This window comes from Mycoplasma cottewii (assembly GCF_024918975.1).
GTDB classification, from domain to species: domain Bacteria; phylum Bacillota_I; class Bacilli_A; order Mycoplasmatales; family Mycoplasmataceae; genus Mycoplasma; species Mycoplasma cottewii.
The window spans coordinates 88,657-105,965 of record NZ_CP103424.1 but is presented as its reverse complement, the minus strand read 5'-3'; the positions used below and the strand labels follow the sequence as shown (position 1 = coordinate 105,965).

Genomic DNA, 17,309 nt, shown 5'->3' with positions numbered 1-17,309 from the left:
ATATCTCCTAATTATTTACGATTTGTTTATCATAAATTTTATTATTTTTGTCTTTAAGATCAGTGTTGAAATATTTATTTTTAATGTTGAAACATATATTGTTATAAAACATTACAATCATTTGAGTTAATGTTGTTGAGAAAATAATAAAAAGTAAAAGTAAAATAAAATAAATAACCGAAGAAGAACCTATTAAAGGTTTTTCAAAATTTAAAAATCCATAAACAAATCTAAATTGTTCAATTCCTGCATTTTTATAAACTATTGATCTTGTAGATATAAAACCTAAATAAATACAAGGATAAATATTAGCTATAAGTAATTCACCTAAATAAGATTTAATTTTTTTAAACTCATAATAATAAGTAGTTTGTTCAAAAAAATAAATTACAACTAAAGCTAAAGGAATTATAAAATGAATCACAATAGTAACAACAGCTTGATAAGTTGTTCATTTTTCTAATGAAACAAGTTGATTTGCTATTTCAGGTTTATTAAAAATCAATCCAATTAGAAATCCAATAAACATCATTAAATTTAAATTTAAAACTAAATTTCTACAGATTCTTGCTCAGCTATTACTAGGATTTATTTTGTCGTACTGTAATATTATAACTATTAATCAAATAGCAGTTATGAAATTAACATGAGTTGTGAAAAATGAATTCATTGCATCATAACTTAAAATTAAAGCATGAGTTTCATTTTTATTATTCATATATCAACCTTCATTAATAATTCCATACTTAATGCTTAATACAAACATGTATAAAATTAAAAGTAAAATACCTACATAGTAATATCATTTTCAATTTAAATAAAATCTTTTATACTCTCTACTTTTCATAAAATATCTCAGCATTTCTTTTCATAATATTATTCTATATCTATTTAATATTTTTTTCTATTATATGTTTTTTTCTATTCTAAACTATTATTATAAATTAAAAATTTAAAGGTTTCATTTTGTTTAATATTTCACCAAGAAATTAAATAAAATTGTTTTTGAATCTAATTTGTTTAAAATATTATTAGTATAGAAATGAGATAGTAATATGCATAGATTTTTTTGTAATAATAAATTTGAAAATCATTTTATTTTAGATGATGATTTAATGCATCATATTAAAGTTGCTAGATTAGAAAATGATGAATTTTTAATTAATTTCAATGGTGTATTTTTTAAATGTAAATTACAAAATAAAACTAATATAGCTACAATAATCCAACAGTTAGATATTAATCATGAATATCAAAAAGATTTAGTTTTAGCAGCTCCAATTATTAAAATAGATCGCTTTGAGTGAATGATTGAAAAAGCAACTGAATTAGGTGTAAAAACAATTCATCCAATGATTAGTCAATTTTGTAATCATAAACTAGTTGATTTTAGTTTTTCAGATAAAAAAATGATTCGTTATGAAACTAAAATTAAAAATGCTAGTGAACAAAGTTTTAGAAACATAATTCCTGTAATTACAAAACCTTTAGATTATCAAGATATTATAAAAAAATATTTAGAATTAAACTACACAATTTATATCGCTCATGAACAATTAGATAGTGATTTACAAATAGATCAATTAAATACAAATTCAGTTTTAATTGCTGGTCCTGAAGGTGGATTAAGTGATAAAGAAATTGAATTTGCAAAAAGTTTAAATAGTGATCAAATTAAATTTATTTCATTAGGAAAAACTATTTTAAGAGCAGAAACTGCAGCAATTAAGATGTTAAGTAAAATAAAAGAATAGATAAAAACTCAGGAGTTAAATACCTGAGTTTTTAAAATTATCTTATTGTGTCTTTTTACCTTGTAAACGATCTAAGATGCCTTGAGCAGTTGTTGTCATATTTTTTAAGTTTTCAGCTTCATCATTTATTGTTTTAATAAGTTGAGCTATTTCATCATTTTTATTAGTTAAAGCATCTTTAATTCTTTGAATTTTTTGATCTTCATCTAAAGCATCTCATGCATTTTTATCTAATCCATCGATTTTTAATAAATTGTAGAAATCTTGCTCTTTTAAAGCGTTTAGTTTATCTATTAATGTATCATATTCATTTTTCTTATTGTTGAAAAAATTAATTAATACATCAAAACCTTGTTTAATTTTTGATAAAAAGTCTTGAGTAATCTCAAATATTACCGATGCTTCTTTTTCTGGTAAGTCTTTATCTTCAAGGTCTCCTTCTTTAGCATCTTTGTATTTTTTTATTTGTTCAAGTTCAGGAATTTCTTGTTTTTGTTCTGTAAGAGTAGTTGTTACTTCACTTGATGCTTTAATTTCATTATTTTCATAATATGCTAAATAATAAGTTATGCCAGGTTTTTGTTCACCTTGTTTTGTTATTTCATATTTTGCAAATGTTTTTAAAGTTTTAAAAACTTTTTTAAGTTCTTCAACATTTGATTTAGATTGTTGTATAGTTGTTGTTAATTCAGATTGAATTTGGTTAATAATACCTTGTAATTTAGATCTTTCAGACTCTATATTTTCTTTTGCTTTTTCATAGTCAGTTTTAAGTTTTTCTACTTCTTGTCTAAGAGCTCTTATTTGAGATTTTTCATTATGTTGATTTACTGCAAAATAAGTACTAGCAATACCTACACCAGCTGTAACAACACTTGAAATGATTGGGATTATTATTTTTTTGCTTTTCATAATTTCACAACCTATCTATTTGTTTTACCTTCTAACATACCATCTATATTATCGATAGTAGTTATCATTGTTTCTAACTTACCATTAACTTCATTTATCTTACCAATTAAACCTTGTATAATTTGATCTTTACTTGTTAAAACGTTTTTAATTATTTCTATTTTAACACTAAGATCTTTTGTTTCTCAACCAGTTAAATCTTGACCATTGTCTTTTAATAAATCTGTTAATTCTTGACTATTTAAACCTTCTAATCTTGATGTAAGTTCTTCTAATTTCTTAACTTGTTCTACAGCTTCATTAAAAGTTTTTTGCATTGATTCTCTGATTTTGCTACTTACTTGTTGAATAATTGCAGTAATTATTTCTTTTTCTCTTTGTAAAATATTTTTATTTTCTTCTTTTTTAGCCATCTCAGTTTTATATTGTTCTACAGCTTCAATATTTGGAATTTGACTTCCTGTTTTATTTTCATTAACTTTAAATTGGTTATTTTCATATATTACAAAATAGAATGTAGATTCAACACCTCTAAAGTTTTTTAATTTAAATTCATTTAAACTTTTTAAGTTTGTATTAAAGATAGTTTTTAAATCAGCAATATTTTTTTCAGTAGTTTCAGCTAATTCCTCAACTTTATCTTTTATAGCGTTAATTCTAGTTGTTAAAGTTCCAGTTAATCTTGCTAAGTTATCTTTAGCTTGTTTTATTTCTTCTTTAAAAGTTTTTATTTGATTTCTTAAAGTTATCAGTTGTTTATCATCTTTATTAGCTGTTAGTTTCACACTTGTAATAACACCAGTTGAAACTGCAACTAAACCTAGTCCTAATGCTAAGTAAGATTTTTTTATTTTCATACTTACTCCTATCTATTTATAAATGTGTATCAATTTAATTAAAACATTAATTTATATTTTTTCAAACTTTATAAGTCAATTTATGACAATACAATTTAAACAATGAAATTTAAATAACAATATTGTAAAATATAAAAGGAAATAGGAAATAGAATATGAAATTATTTAGAAAAATAGCTATGTTCATAACTTTAACAACTAGTGTATGTGCTAGTTCTTTTCTTGTTTCATATAAACTATTTATTAATAATCCCAACAGTTCATTTAATGTTGATTTTAATAGAAATAATACTTATAACACATTAAAAAAAGAACTTGATCAATATGAACAACAAATAAATAATCTTAATACTGAGTCAAGTAATTTAAATGAAATAATTAATCAAATCAATACTATAGTTTCTAATGTTAATTCTAAAAGAAAAGAAACTTTTGATTTTTTAAGTCAAACATTTAATAACATGATAGCTAATCTTTCTAAAATAACTCTTAATAATAAAAATATTATTGTAATAGCTTATGATAAAGAAAATAAAAACTTAGTTGTAGTTAATAATGAAAAAATAGAAAATAAAAATATTGTCGAACTTACTAAATTAGATGATATTTTAACTAATGAAAACATAAATGATCTAAATAATAAAATAGATCGTAGTATTGAATTAATTAAAAAGTTTAAAACTGATTTTCAACAAGTATTCACTCAAGATTATGCAGTTAAATTTTTTGAAACTAAAATTAGAATTGATAATGAAAAAGAAATTTTAAAACAATTAAATTTAGTTAATATTCCTTTTTCAGATGATAGACTTTGATCTCAAATTCCTTTAGAAGAAAAAATAGATAAAATTATTAAATTCTTAACCACTGAAAAACCTAATGAAATTCTTTTATTAGATAAATATTATGATCTATTAGAAGAAAAAACATTTTATAATGATATTTTAAATGGATATAGTTTAAGAACAAGTATAACAAGTGTTGAAATACTAAAACAATGAGAAATAATTAAACGTGCTATTAGTCCAACAATGACTGTATTTGATGTAGTGAGACTAATAGAAGGACATATCGGAGATGTTTCTCAAGAAGGTCCGGATAGAAATATAATAATACCAGAGGGTGGGGGAGTTAAAATCAAACTATACAAAGGAGAGAAAATAGCAGACTTTCAAAATGAAAAAGTTATCGATATTGATGAAGATATAAAAATAGAAATAGAAGATAAAAATTTTGAGAAACTAGTAGAACTACCAAGAGTTAATAAAAAAGATATTCTAACAAAAGAAGAATCATTAAAATTAAAAAGTGAAGTTCAAAAAGTGTGAGAACAATTAAAACAAGAAAATGAAATTGATCTATATGATTCAATTGGAGATATGGTTAATAAAATAAGATTAAGATTGACTCATCATCAAAACTTAGTAAATGTTCATAAATTTTTAGATATTAAAAAATATCCACGAATCGATAGAACACAACATGGTGTATTAACAATTTGAGCAGGTCATGAAGCTTGTCAATTAGAACTTCCTAACATAAGTGTAAAAAATGAATTTCCTAAAGAACAAAAAACTCATTATATTAGCAACGGTGAAATAAAAGAAACTGATGTTAGAGATCTAAATGAACTTGATGATCAAAATATTGAAACTGTTCTTAATATAGGTTATAGATATGACACTTTTGAGGGTGTAGAACAAATAAAAGCTACTACAATGCCTAAAACTATTAAAAAAGTTCCATCTCAAATTTCTAGAAAAATAACATGACTAGAAGGTATATTTAAAGACTGTGTTCAATTTAACCAAAACATCAATTCATGAGATGTAAGACATGTAAGAATAACAAAAGATTTATTCAATAATGCAACAAATTTTAATCAACCTCTTGATTCTTGAATAGTAAAAAATGTTTTTGAAAGTGTTGATATGTTTAGTAATGCAAAATCTTTTGACCAAAACTTATCAAGTTGAAAATATAGAGTAAGAAATATGCAAAGAGTCTTTAGTGATATGTTTATTGGTGCTGATAAGGTTAAAGACAAACTCAATGAATGAGGATGAATATCTTTTAACCTTTCTAATAATAATTAACAAAAAAAGGAGGACTTATGAAATTAAAAGCTTTTAAATTAACTTTATTATCATTAACACTAGCTAGTATTTCAGCAAGCGTTCCTTTTGCTATAAACAATATCAATAATCGTTATGTAATTGATAATGATACAGCTTTAATTAGAAATTATATTAAAGAAAAAGAACAAGAGTATCGAAAAATATTAGATCACACTAATCAATTAAAAACTAAACTAGAAAATCTAGATAAGAAAATAATTACTAATATTCAAACATCAAATAAGAGATATGAAGATTTATTAAATATTTTTAACAATGAATTAATCTCTTATACAGAATTTAAAATTAATAATAAAAACTATATTTTAGCTGCCATTGATAAACAAACTAATGAATTTGTAGAATTAGAAAATTTTAGTATAGATGATTCTAAACATAAAAAAATAGAACAAATAGAAAAAGTTAGTGATACAAACTTAGAAGATACTACTAACTTAATAGACTTAGTTTCTAAAAAGATTAGTAGTTTATCTAAAATATTAACTAACGTTGTAACTAATTTTGTACCTAAAATTAGTAATATTTTCAAAGAGATGGAAGAATTGAATAATCTAATTAATAGAACAATAAATAAACAAGAAGTAATAGATCTAGTAGGTACTTCAAACAGAGAAATATGAAATTCTTTATCAGTACAAGAAAAAGTAGATCTACTTAAAAACAAAGTGGATGGTGTTTCTAATGCTAGTTTAGATATAACTAAAAAAATAGAAGATGCTGATCAATACAAAGAAAAATTAGAAGATAAATTAAATGGTTTTTCTATTTCTACAACTGAGCTTAGTTTAAAAATAAAAAAATATTGAAATTTAATAATTAAGCATAAATTTAAACAAACAGATAATGTAGAAGTTGCTATTAATTACATTAAAGAAATTCTAACTGAACAAGAATTAAATAAAGTTAGTTTCTTAACAACTAGAAATAATGAAAAAATAGAAGGTGAAGCTGTTACTCTTTTTATAAATGAAACAAAACAAGACGGAAGTAAAAAAACAAAAACTATTGTTTTGGATGAAGTTAAGTTTACATATGATGATGATTTTATAAATTCAATAGAAGAAAGAGTAAGTGAATTATTTAAAAATATAACTTTACCTAAAGATAAAAAAATTATTAAAAATTCTGAGTTATTAGATATCATAAAGAATAATTTTTCTAATGAAAAAGAAAAATTAGCTATTCATTTAAACAATATTGATGATTACAACAAAATATTTGAAGATAAAATTCAACTAAAATATAGTTATGATTCTCAAATTTATGAATATAAAATACCTGAAAGAAAAATAGAATGAGTTAAACCAACTATTTATTTAGATAGTGATAAAAAAATCCAAGAAACATTTGACACAGATTTAAGCACGGATAAATATTCTTCAGTTTGATGCATTAAGCAAATAGGATATTTTAAAGATGAATCTTCTAATCTTATAAAAGCTGTTAGAATGCCAAAAAATGTAATACAAGTACCAGATAAATTGCCTGAAGAAATCGAATCTACTGAATCGATGTTTGAAAACGCAGGTTTATTCGATGGTAATTTAAGTACATGAGATGTTTCAAATGTAAAAAGCATGAAAAGTATGTTTAAAAATACTCGTTTATTTAATGGTGATTTAAGCTCATGAAATGTTTCTAGCTTAATTGATGCTAGTGGTATGTTTCAAGAAGCAGGTGGTTTTAATAGACCATTAAATAGCTGAGCAGAAAAAACTAGAAATATTGAAAATATGGAATCAATGTTTGAAAAAACATCTAACTTTAACCATAAATTAAATGATTGAAATACTTCAAAAGTAACTAATATGAAAGCGGTATTTAAAAATAATGAAAATTTTAATGCAGATATTTCTTCTTGAAATACTTCAAAAGTAACTAATATGGAATCAATGTTTGAAGATGCTGATAAATTTAATGTAGATATATCTAATTGAGATGTTTCGAATGTAACAACAATGCATAAAACTTTTTCAGAAGCTGAAAATTTTAAAATAAATTTAGCAAAATGGAATGTTTTAAAAGTTGAAGATATGAGTTATATGTTTTATAAAACAACTATACATACAAACTTTTCTGAATGATCTAATAAATTGTCAAAAGTTAAAAATATGGAATATATGTTTCAAGAAACTAGTATTGATAGAAACGAGATTGAAAAAAAATCTATAGCTTCATGAGATATTAGTTCTGTTGAAAGTTTAAAAGGACTATTTCAAGATTCAAAGTATAATTTAAATTTAAATGGAAAGTTCGGACAAACTATGTCAAAAGTTAAAGATCTTTCATATATGTTTTATAACAAAAGTGAGTTTAATAAAGAAATAAAAGATTGAGATTTATCTAGTGCAATAACACTTGAAAAAATGTTTAGCCAGAATGAAGCGTTCAATCAAAAAGTAGATTTTTCTAAAAAAACCAACAGCTTTAAAAACCTATCAGGTATGTTTAAAGATGCTAAACAGTTTAATGAATTAATAAACTTTAGCACTATAAATGTAACTGATATGAGTTTCATGTTTTGTGGGGCTAAAAACTTAACAGACAAAGCGTTAGAAAAACTTTTTGACTGAAGAAATAACACAAATAATGTTCAGACTGTAAAATGTATGTTTGCTAATACCGAAAATTTTGTAGGAAATTCTCTAAAAGGAAATTTTGACTTTAAAAATGTTAGAGATTTTAGTAGTATGTTTGAAAGTGCAACATTATTTAATGGAGAGATAGCCCGTTGACGTTTTGCTGTTAATGATAAATGTGATTTTAATATTAATATGCAAAACATGTTTAAAGGGGCTACAAATTTTGATCAGGATTTAAGCAAAAGTTGACGACCTAGATTAAAATGTGTTGAAAATATGAATGGAATGTTTAATGGTGCTACAAGTTTTAATCAAAATATATCTATATGGTTATTACCTAAAATACTAGGTGGAACTATAAAAACTGATGACGGTAGGTTTATTGAAGTAGAGGGAAATAATAATTATAAATGTTTTAATGCGAACGGTAATGAACACTTTACTTTAGCTAGCGGTAATTTACCAAAAGGTATGCAAAAAATTGAAGGAATAAGATAATAACCAAAAAAACAGAGCTTAGCTCTGTTTTTTGTGCTATTCAGTTTTATTTCTTAAAAATAATTTTATGTTTTGATTCATATTTAAATTCATTATTGTTAATAAAAATTTTATTTAAAACTTCATCAATTTCAAATTCGTATTCAAGATTGTCAACTTGGCCGTAAATATCTACTTCAATTTCTTGATCTTTAATATTTTTAAAATTGTAATCACCATTAGTAAATCTTAATATTACTGAACCGCTTTTAACAAAGATTAATATATCATCTGAATCAACATCAAAATTATATAAATGATTTCCTTGATATTCTTTTGATTTGTCGTTTAACTTGTATCAAGAACCATCTGGTAAAAATACATCTCTATTATTAGAGTTTTGCTTTAATATAGGACATATTAAAATGTTTTCTCCAATATAATATTGATCATCAATTAATCTAGCTATTTTATTATTTTCATTTTCTAAAACCATTGGTCTTAATATTGGTAGACCTTTTTTAATTGATTCTTGTTCTCATACTTTAAATTCTGGTAGTAAAGTTTTTTTGAATCTAGCTCATTTAATAGAGTTATCTAAAACTTCTTTACTAAATCTTCAAGGTTCTCTTTGTCCGAAAGCATGGTATCTAGAAAAAGTGTTTAACATTCCAAATTGTGTTCAACGGTTATATAAATCTTCACTAAAATCACTTGACTGAACAAATCCACCTATATCTGTTCCTCAAACAACTTCACCAGCTAATGCTAATGATAATCCTGCTTGTAAGTGATTTTTTAAATCACTAAAACTTGTAACACTATCTCCAGATCATTTACCAACAAATTTTTGAGTTCCGATGTATCCAGGACGGCTAACAACTACATTTCTACCAGTTCCAAAGAATTCTTCACCAGCTTCATAACAACATTTTACATATAAATACATAAAGTATTGTTTGAAATCTTTAGATTTATAACCATTATATAAAACTGCGTCTTCAGGTAAACCATCACCATAATCTGGTTTCACAAATCGTAATCCTAATTCAAATAATTTTTTAATTTGATTTTTATATCAGTTGTAGGCTTTTGGATTAGAAAAATCTATTATATAGTTATTTTCTTGATAAGTTTCTGTTCCTGTTCAAGGATGAGCATAATCTTGATTTGCTGTTCTAACTAATAAATCATTTTCAAATAAATATTTAGAGTTTTCTGATCCATCATTTTGAATATATGGATTAACTCAAAAACACATTTCTAAACCTTGTGATTTTACATCTTCAAATAATTTTTTAAAATCACCAAATGCATCAGTATTATATTCAAAATTACAACTTTTTGTATATCTATTTTTTAGTCATTTAGGATCTAAACTTATAACATCTAATGGGTAATTTGTTTCTTTTACTTTTTGAATTGCTTCAAATAATTCTTCATGGTTATGATAATAAAGTCTATTTAATCAAACTCCATAACCAATATCAGGAACTTTTGAAATTCTATTAGTTAATAATGTATAGCTTGATACTAATTCTTTTAAACTATTATTAGTAAATAAATATAAATCTAAATAATCTTGATCTACTTTAAAAGATAATATATCAGTAGTTGGTGAACCTATTTCAAATGTAGTTTTAGCACCTGTATTAACTAAAAATCCTCACTTATTAGTTGAATATAATAAAGGTAAACCATTGTAAGCTAGATCGTTATTAGTTACACAAGAGTTATCTGTATTTCATATTACTGATTCAACTCCATTTTTAACTAAAGGTCTAAATTTTTCACCAAGTCCATAGAATTTTTCATCATTTTCAATATCAAATGACATAAAGAATCTATGAGTTTTATTTTCATCTACTTCTATTCCTAAATTAGGATTAATAAATCCTTCAAAGAATTGATATCCACTTCTTAATGTTGTTTTAGTTTTAATATTATTATTTTTATCTAACAACATTAATGAGAAAGGATTGATGTTAAAAACTAATTTTTCATCATTTTCTAAATGAACAATAATTTGTTTATCTGTTTTAGTGAAATTAATAGCTTTTTTATTTATTTGTTTATTTAAATGATCATTAAAACATTCATCAACTTGTCTTTGTGAAAGTTTAAGATTAATAATATTTGAATCTAAAAGTTGTATTTTAAAAGTAGCTTTTTGAAAATTAGAAAAAGTTATTTCTATAAATAAAGTATCATTATTTGTTCAAATATCAGAAACTTTATTAGTTACTCAATATTCGTTTTTAGGATTAAAGATTCTTTCTTTAATCGGAAATGAATATTCTAACATTTCTTTAGTAACATTATTTGGTTTTGGCATTGTTGTAGTCTTCCATTTTCTCTATAATTTCATTTTTATAAATATCTGCTTTAGGTCCATAAACTATTTGAAGTGAATTACCTCTGTCAAGAACTCCAAAAGCGTTAGTTAATTCTTTAAATTTATCTTCAACTTTTGATCTATCTTTAATTTTAACTCTTAATCTGGTCATACATGCATCAACATCTTCTAAGTTATCATATCCACCTAGAAGTTGAACAATAGTATCAGATATTGTTGTTTCAGTTTCACTTATTTTCGTTGAACTATCAATTGAAATGTTTTGTTTAGAAATAGTTTTTTCATTTTCTTCAATACTTGTAAATCCAGGAATTGCAGGTTTGAATAATTTTGAGAATGAATAGAATACAACAAAATAAATTCCAGCAAATGCGATAGTAACTAATAATAATCATAGTCCTTGGATTCATAATATTCCTTCTAATCCAATACCTCTAATTGAAAGAGGTCCAAATACAAATAGATATTTAACAATTGTTTCAATTCCACCAAATGCATGAATTCTCATAGGAATAAAATCACTTAAACCAAATGCTAATCCTGATAAAATAGCATGAATCACATATAGAATTGGTGCAGAGAACATAAAGATAAATTCAATAGGTTCAGTAACACCAGTTAATAAACATGAAAGCATTGCTGATACATAAATTGATGTATATTTTGTACGTTTATCTTTTGGAACTGCTAATCACATTCCAACACCTGCTCCAATTAATGAACCATTTGAAGTTATCATTTGACCAACTTTAAATCTAACAGGTGTAACAGATTCTAAAACAACTTTAAAAGTGTCTTGCATTGATAATGATAATGAATTAGCTTTTGCATAATCAGCTCATTCGCTTTTAACTTGACCTAGAGCAGTAACTCAACTTAATCAAATTTTTTCTTGTCCTTCAGCTTTTAGATTTGTAATCACACTTGCATCTCTAGAAGCAAAGAATTCAGCAATTATTTTTGCATTTTCTGGAGTTGTATTACTAAATTGACTAACACTAGTAAAGTCAACTGTTCCTCCAAGTGCACTATAGTTCATAGGAATAGTTATCATATGATGTAAACCAAATGGTAATAATAATCTTTCTGATGAACCATATAAGAAAGGCATTAAGAATTTAATTTTTTGTTCTTTAACAAATAAGTTTCCTAATATATTGATACCAGTTTGAACAAGAGGTCAGAATAAACCGATAATAACTGATAAAGGCAATACTATTATGATAACCATAAATGGAACAAATCTTGAACCATTAAAGAATGATAATGCATTAGGTAATTTATTGAAATTGTAGAACTTGTTGTAAATCATAGCACCAATAAATCCCATACCAATTCCACCCATAGCATCGTATCTAATAGATAAAACCCCTTCTTGTGGACCAAAGAATATATCTTGTTTTTCTCATCTACCTAAGATGTAGTTTAAGAACTCTATACCACTACCATCTTCAGCTTGTCTTGTTACAAACATATTTGCTCCAACAGCAAGTAAAACAAAGTATGCAAATGCTGCAGCAAATGATCCACCGTATCTATTTTTTGCTCATGCTCCACCTATGGCAACAGCAAATAATAGACCCATGTGAGTGAAAGCAGCTCATCCAACGTTTTCAATAACTGAACCGATTTGATTGAAAACAGCTGCTGTTGATTTAATATTTCCCAGACCTAAAGGTCCAATTATTTTACCTAAAATAATTGTTAGTCCGGCAGCAGGAAGTAAAGCAACAAACGTTAAAATAGATTTAGAAAATTTTGAAAAAAATGCATGAATGTTGCTTTGTCTAGTCGCTTTGAAATCTAAAATTTTTTTCATTTTCCCTCCTTGTACAACTTTCATAGTATCAAGAAAAAAATAAAAAAACAAGAGAAATTAAAACCCTTGTTTTATAAGTAAAATAACTATTATTTATCAATGATATTTTTAATTGAATCAATTGTTTTTCTTAGAGTTTCACACGAAGAATCAAATCTAGCTTGTTCTTTTTTGTTGATGTCTCATTGAATGATTTTTTCTCATCCATTTGCTCCAACTATAGCAGGAACTCCTGTGTATAATCCACTATTTTTATATTCACCATTTAATTGTGCACCAACTGCTAAACAAACCTTTTCATCTTTTAAAACAGCTGTAGCAATTCTAGCTAAACAAGCACCGATTCCATAAAATGTTGCGTGCTTTAAATGAATAATTTTATAAGCCATCATAATTGCTTCTTTTTCTATTTCTTCTAATTCTTTTTGAGAAATTTTATTTGTTTTTATGTAATCAGATATTGGTTTATCGCAAATATTTGCTTTAGATCAAATAGCAACTGATGAATCTCCGTGTTCACCTAATAAGTATGCATCAATTGATGAAGGATTAACATTTAGTTTTTCACCTAATAATCTTTTTAATCTTGCTGAATCTAATGTAGTACCAGAACCGATAACTTTGTGTGGATCAAATCCTGTAACTTTTTGATATACATGTGTTGCTATATCAACAGGATTTGAAGCGACAATTGTAATACCATTAAAACCAGATTTTTTAATTTCATTAGCAATAGATTTCATGATTTTGGCATTTCCTTCAACCATATATAATCTAGTTTCATCTGGTTTTTGTGGACGTCCTGCTGTAATTACAATAAGATCTGCATCTTTACAATCTTCGAAATTACCAGCTTTAATAGAACTAAAAGAGTTAGGCATAACTACTAAAGCATCTAATAGATCTAATGCATTACCTTCTGCTGTATCTTTAAATGCATCAATTAAAACGTAATGTTGAGCTAGTCCTTGATTAATAGCAGCATACAAGAATGAACATCCAACCGCTCCTGCTCCAACTAGCACTACTTTTTTTGAAGTTTCTTTCATATCTATATTTCCTTTAAATGTTGAATCAATTATATTATATAACTCGAGTTTTACAGTTGTTGTGCTAAAACAAAAAGTACAACAACTTTTTTAAGTGCAGAGGTTGTAAATAAAAAAACAGCTTTCGCTGTTTTTGTTAATTATACTTATTCATGATTTGTAAAAAAGTTTTATTATCATCTACAAAATCATTAATAAAATCTGATTTTTGACTAATAGTATTTTTAATAGATAAAATTTCATCATTACTAAATTTAGACAACACTCAATCAACTATTTTTCATCCAGCAGCTGGGGGGTTTATTCCAATTCTTAATCTATAAAAATCTTGAGTAGAAAGATGTTGAATAATAGATTTAATTCCATTATGTCCAGCTGCAGATCCAGATTTTTTAAATTGAATTCTTTCAACATTTAAATCTTTATCATCATGAATCACTATTAAATCTTTAATACTAATTTTGTAATAATGCATAATTTGAGATACAGCTATTCCTGAATTATTCATATATGTTAAAGGCTTAACAAATAAAACTTTTTGATTATTAATAATACTAGTATATACTTGAGCATTAAATTCTTGTTTAACAGAATTATATCCATATTTTTCTAATAATATATCAACAGCTATTCAAGCGGCATTATGTCTAGTTATTTCATACTCTCTACCAGGGTTACCTAATGCTACAATTAATTTCATTAATTTCCTTCTTTAATAAAGTCTTCAATTTTTCTTTTAATTTCTTCTTTATTTTTAATATAAACTTCAGTTAATGAATGATGTTCTTGTGAGTTTTTAATCATATCAGCTAACAATCCAGCAACTGATACAATTCTTAATCCTTCAAATTTTCTATCTTCAGGAATTTCAATAGTGTTTGTTACAATTACATTTTTAACAATATTTTGTTTTATAGCTTCAGTCATTCTATCTTTAGCTGGACCATTAAATAATCCGTGACAAGCAAAAATATAAACATCTTTAGCACCATTATCTTTTAAAGCTTTAGCCCCGCTAATAATAGTTCCACCAGTATCGATCATATCATCGATAATAAAACAAGTTTTACCTTGAATATCTCCTAAAACAAATTCAACTTCAGCTTTATTTGGTTCAGGACGTCTTTTACCAATAACAGCAATTCCGTTAGTCATGTTTGTTGTATATGAATCCACTTTATGAACTCTGTTTAATCCTCCATAATCTGGAGAAACTAAAATACATTTATCTCTATCTAATTTTTCTTTAATAATTGTATTAACGATTTCATTAGCTAGAATTTGAGAAGTTTGGAAGTTATCCATTGGTATATCAAAAAATCCCATTGATTGAGGAGAGTGAATATCAAATACAATAACTCTATCTGCTCCTACTTTACTTAATAAATCAGCTACTAATCTAGAAGTAATCGGTTGTCTTCCTTTTGCTTTACGATCTTGACGAGCGTATCCATAATAAGGAATAACAACATTAATTTTTTCTGCACTACCACGTTTAAATGCATCAATTGCAATTAATAATTCCATTAAATTTTCATTTACAGGCATAGATGTAGCTTGAATAATATAAATTTCTTTACCTCTAACTGAATCTATTGCTTCTACTAAAATTTCACCATCTGCAAATCTAGTTGTTTTAGCTATCTTTTCTTTGATACCTAAAATATCACATACTTCTTTTGCTAGTTTTTGTCCTGAAGAAAGACCGAAAATGTATATATCATTATTATTCATAAATTAACCCTACCTTTTAAAATAATAATAACAAAAATTAGACATCTAAAATATAAACAAATGGTAAATAAAAATAGTCTTAAGACTATTTTGTGATTATTTATTTCTTCTTTTAGTAATAGTTTTTGCAACTTGTTTTTTAAATTCTTCTTCATTATTGATTTTTATTCTATAAAATTCATTATTTCTAACGTTTCATAACACACCTTTTTTTAATCCTAAAGCAACCATGTAGCAAGCTGTTTGTAAGAAATGTGTTCATGTAACTTCATTAACAAACTTTAATTCAATAACTGTATCATTTTTAACAACATCTGCATACCCCAAAGCTTCTATTGGGTGATCATTTTTATAAAATCCTAGTGATAAATAGCAAGGTTGCTGAATTTGTTCTTTTTTTGAAAGAATCTCCGACAACTTATATGAATTAATTGTTCTTCAGATTCTGTTATATAAGGTGTTTCAACTTGTGTTATATATCTTTGTTGTTTTGTTTGAAGAAAAATAAAATAAAGTATTTTGTCCCGGTTTCCTTTCTTTTTTAAATTTTTTATATTCTTTTTGTGTAACTTTTATAGTCTTTTCTTTACCAGATTCTATATATTGTTCTATTTCTAAATTAATGTTATAGTCTTTAAAATACGAAGCTTCTTGATAAATACCTATACAAGGAGATATATCTATAAGTCCGTCATTTGCTTTAATTTTTATCTCACTTTTATCTGATGATTCTACTTTTTCAATTTCTAACATTTCGTAACAATCGTTTATATCTTCTTCATATTTATGATCAAACATTTCTGATATTCTAAATGGAGGTTTACATAAAGATTCTTCTAGATTTTCTTTAAATTCTTTGCTTTCAATTAGTATTTTTGAAGTCAGTTTTTCATTAACGTCATTAACAAATACTATATGTTCTTTACCTCTGCTTGCTGCAACACAAAAAATGTTTCTTAAAATTTCGTATTTAGAATCTTCTTGCATTAATCTTATAAATCAGTAATTTAATTCAAAGTCAAAAACTACACAAATAGGTTTTTCTAAACCTTTAGATGAATCGAATGTAGTAAATATCGCTGAGTCATGTTTAGGTGTTAAATTTTGATCACTATCTTTTATACTTGCATAAACAGTTTTTTTGTTAAATTTATCACTGTAATTCGTTTCCAACTTGTTTAAAACATCATTAATAACTCCAGATCTAGAACCTAAACATAATATGTCTTTTGGATCTTTTGTTGCTAAAAAATCAACAACTTCTGTTGAAGTCATGCAAGAGATTTTACAATCTTTATTAACACCATTTATTTTTTTATTTCAAACTTTACCTAACTCTTTTGCATGATCTTTAGGCATTCTAAATGAATTTGTGAAATATATTTTTTTATGATTATTTATAAAACTACTAATAAATTTTGAAACATCAAGTGAAGTATTGTCATAAATTTTTTGATCTAAATCTCCAACTGCAACTATTTGAATGTGTGGATTTTGTTCTTTAATAATTCATAACATTTCACTAATTTCAGTTGAAATATCTTGATACTCATCAAGAATTAACACATCACTCCATGCAATTTGCATTTGATTTTTTTTTTTTTTTTGCAATAATGAATTAGTGCATTTTC

Annotated in this window: 12 protein-coding genes; 3 read left to right on the top strand and 9 right to left on the bottom strand. The window is 25.0% G+C overall.

What is annotated here, in order from left to right:
• Positions 1–7 precede the first annotated feature (7 nt).
• Positions 8–847, bottom strand: coding sequence for a hypothetical protein (locus NX779_RS00420; RefSeq protein ID WP_259430269.1), 840 nt, complete (start codon positions 845–847; stop codon positions 8–10).
• A gap of 208 nt (positions 848–1,055) precedes the next feature.
• Here NX779_RS00420 and NX779_RS00415 point away from each other — a divergent pair, with 208 nt between their 5' ends.
• A complete protein-coding gene (locus NX779_RS00415; RefSeq protein ID WP_259430268.1) occupies positions 1,056–1,754 on the top strand; it encodes a 16S rRNA (uracil(1498)-N(3))-methyltransferase in 699 nt (232 codons plus the stop codon).
• A gap of 42 nt (positions 1,755–1,796) precedes the next feature.
• Here NX779_RS00415 and NX779_RS00410 read toward each other — a convergent pair whose 3' ends face one another.
• Together NX779_RS00410 and NX779_RS00405 are read right to left on the bottom strand one after the other, a co-directional pair.
• Positions 1,797–2,666 (bottom strand): hypothetical protein, encoded by an 870-nt coding sequence (locus NX779_RS00410; protein WP_259430267.1) that lies wholly within the window; start codon positions 2,664–2,666, stop codon positions 1,797–1,799.
• Positions 2,667–2,677: 11 nt separating this feature from the next.
• Positions 2,678–3,523, bottom strand: a complete 846-nt coding sequence (locus tag NX779_RS00405; protein ID WP_259430266.1) for a hypothetical protein — start codon at positions 3,521–3,523, stop codon at positions 2,678–2,680.
• Positions 3,524–3,678: 155 nt separating this feature from the next.
• Between NX779_RS00405 and NX779_RS00400 the strand changes: the two genes are divergently transcribed.
• Positions 3,679–5,619, top strand: a complete 1,941-nt coding sequence (locus NX779_RS00400; protein WP_259430265.1) for a BspA family leucine-rich repeat surface protein — start codon at positions 3,679–3,681, stop codon at positions 5,617–5,619.
• A 17-nt stretch (positions 5,620–5,636) separates the two neighbouring features.
• Positions 5,637–8,741, top strand: a complete 3,105-nt coding sequence (locus tag NX779_RS00395; protein ID WP_259430264.1) for a BspA family leucine-rich repeat surface protein — start codon at positions 5,637–5,639, stop codon at positions 8,739–8,741.
• Positions 8,742–8,787: 46 nt separating this feature from the next.
• Here the strand turns inward: NX779_RS00395 and NX779_RS00390 are convergent, their stop codons facing one another.
• The 6 genes from NX779_RS00390 to NX779_RS00365 all read right to left on the bottom strand — a co-directional run bounded on the left by NX779_RS00390 (position 8,788) and on the right by NX779_RS00365 (position 17,265).
• Positions 8,788–11,055, bottom strand: a complete 2,268-nt coding sequence (locus NX779_RS00390; RefSeq protein WP_259430263.1) for a glycoside hydrolase family 31 protein — start codon at positions 11,053–11,055, stop codon at positions 8,788–8,790.
• The gene (locus NX779_RS00385; RefSeq protein WP_259430262.1) at positions 11,039–12,895 is read right to left on the bottom strand and encodes a PTS transporter subunit EIIC; all 1,857 of its coding nucleotides are present in this window, start codon (positions 12,893–12,895) and stop codon (positions 11,039–11,041) included. The genes NX779_RS00390 and NX779_RS00385 overlap by 17 nt, the downstream gene beginning before the upstream one ends.
• A gap of 89 nt (positions 12,896–12,984) precedes the next feature.
• Positions 12,985–13,944: an L-lactate dehydrogenase gene (locus NX779_RS00380; protein ID WP_259430261.1), complete on the bottom strand. Its 960-nt coding sequence runs from the start codon at positions 13,942–13,944 to the stop codon at positions 12,985–12,987.
• 136 nt (positions 13,945–14,080) lie between these two features.
• A complete protein-coding gene (pth, locus tag NX779_RS00375) occupies positions 14,081–14,644 on the bottom strand; it encodes an aminoacyl-tRNA hydrolase (RefSeq protein ID WP_259430260.1) in 564 nt (187 codons plus the stop codon).
• The gene (locus tag NX779_RS00370; protein ID WP_259430259.1) at positions 14,644–15,678 is read right to left on the bottom strand and encodes a ribose-phosphate diphosphokinase; all 1,035 of its coding nucleotides are present in this window, start codon (positions 15,676–15,678) and stop codon (positions 14,644–14,646) included. Before NX779_RS00370 ends, pth begins: the two co-directional genes overlap by 1 nt.
• Positions 15,679–15,774: 96 nt before the next feature.
• Entirely contained in the window at positions 15,775–17,265 is a 1,491-nt protein-coding gene (locus NX779_RS00365; RefSeq protein WP_259430258.1) for a GxxExxY protein, read from the bottom strand.
• Positions 17,266–17,309: the final 44 nt, after the last annotated feature.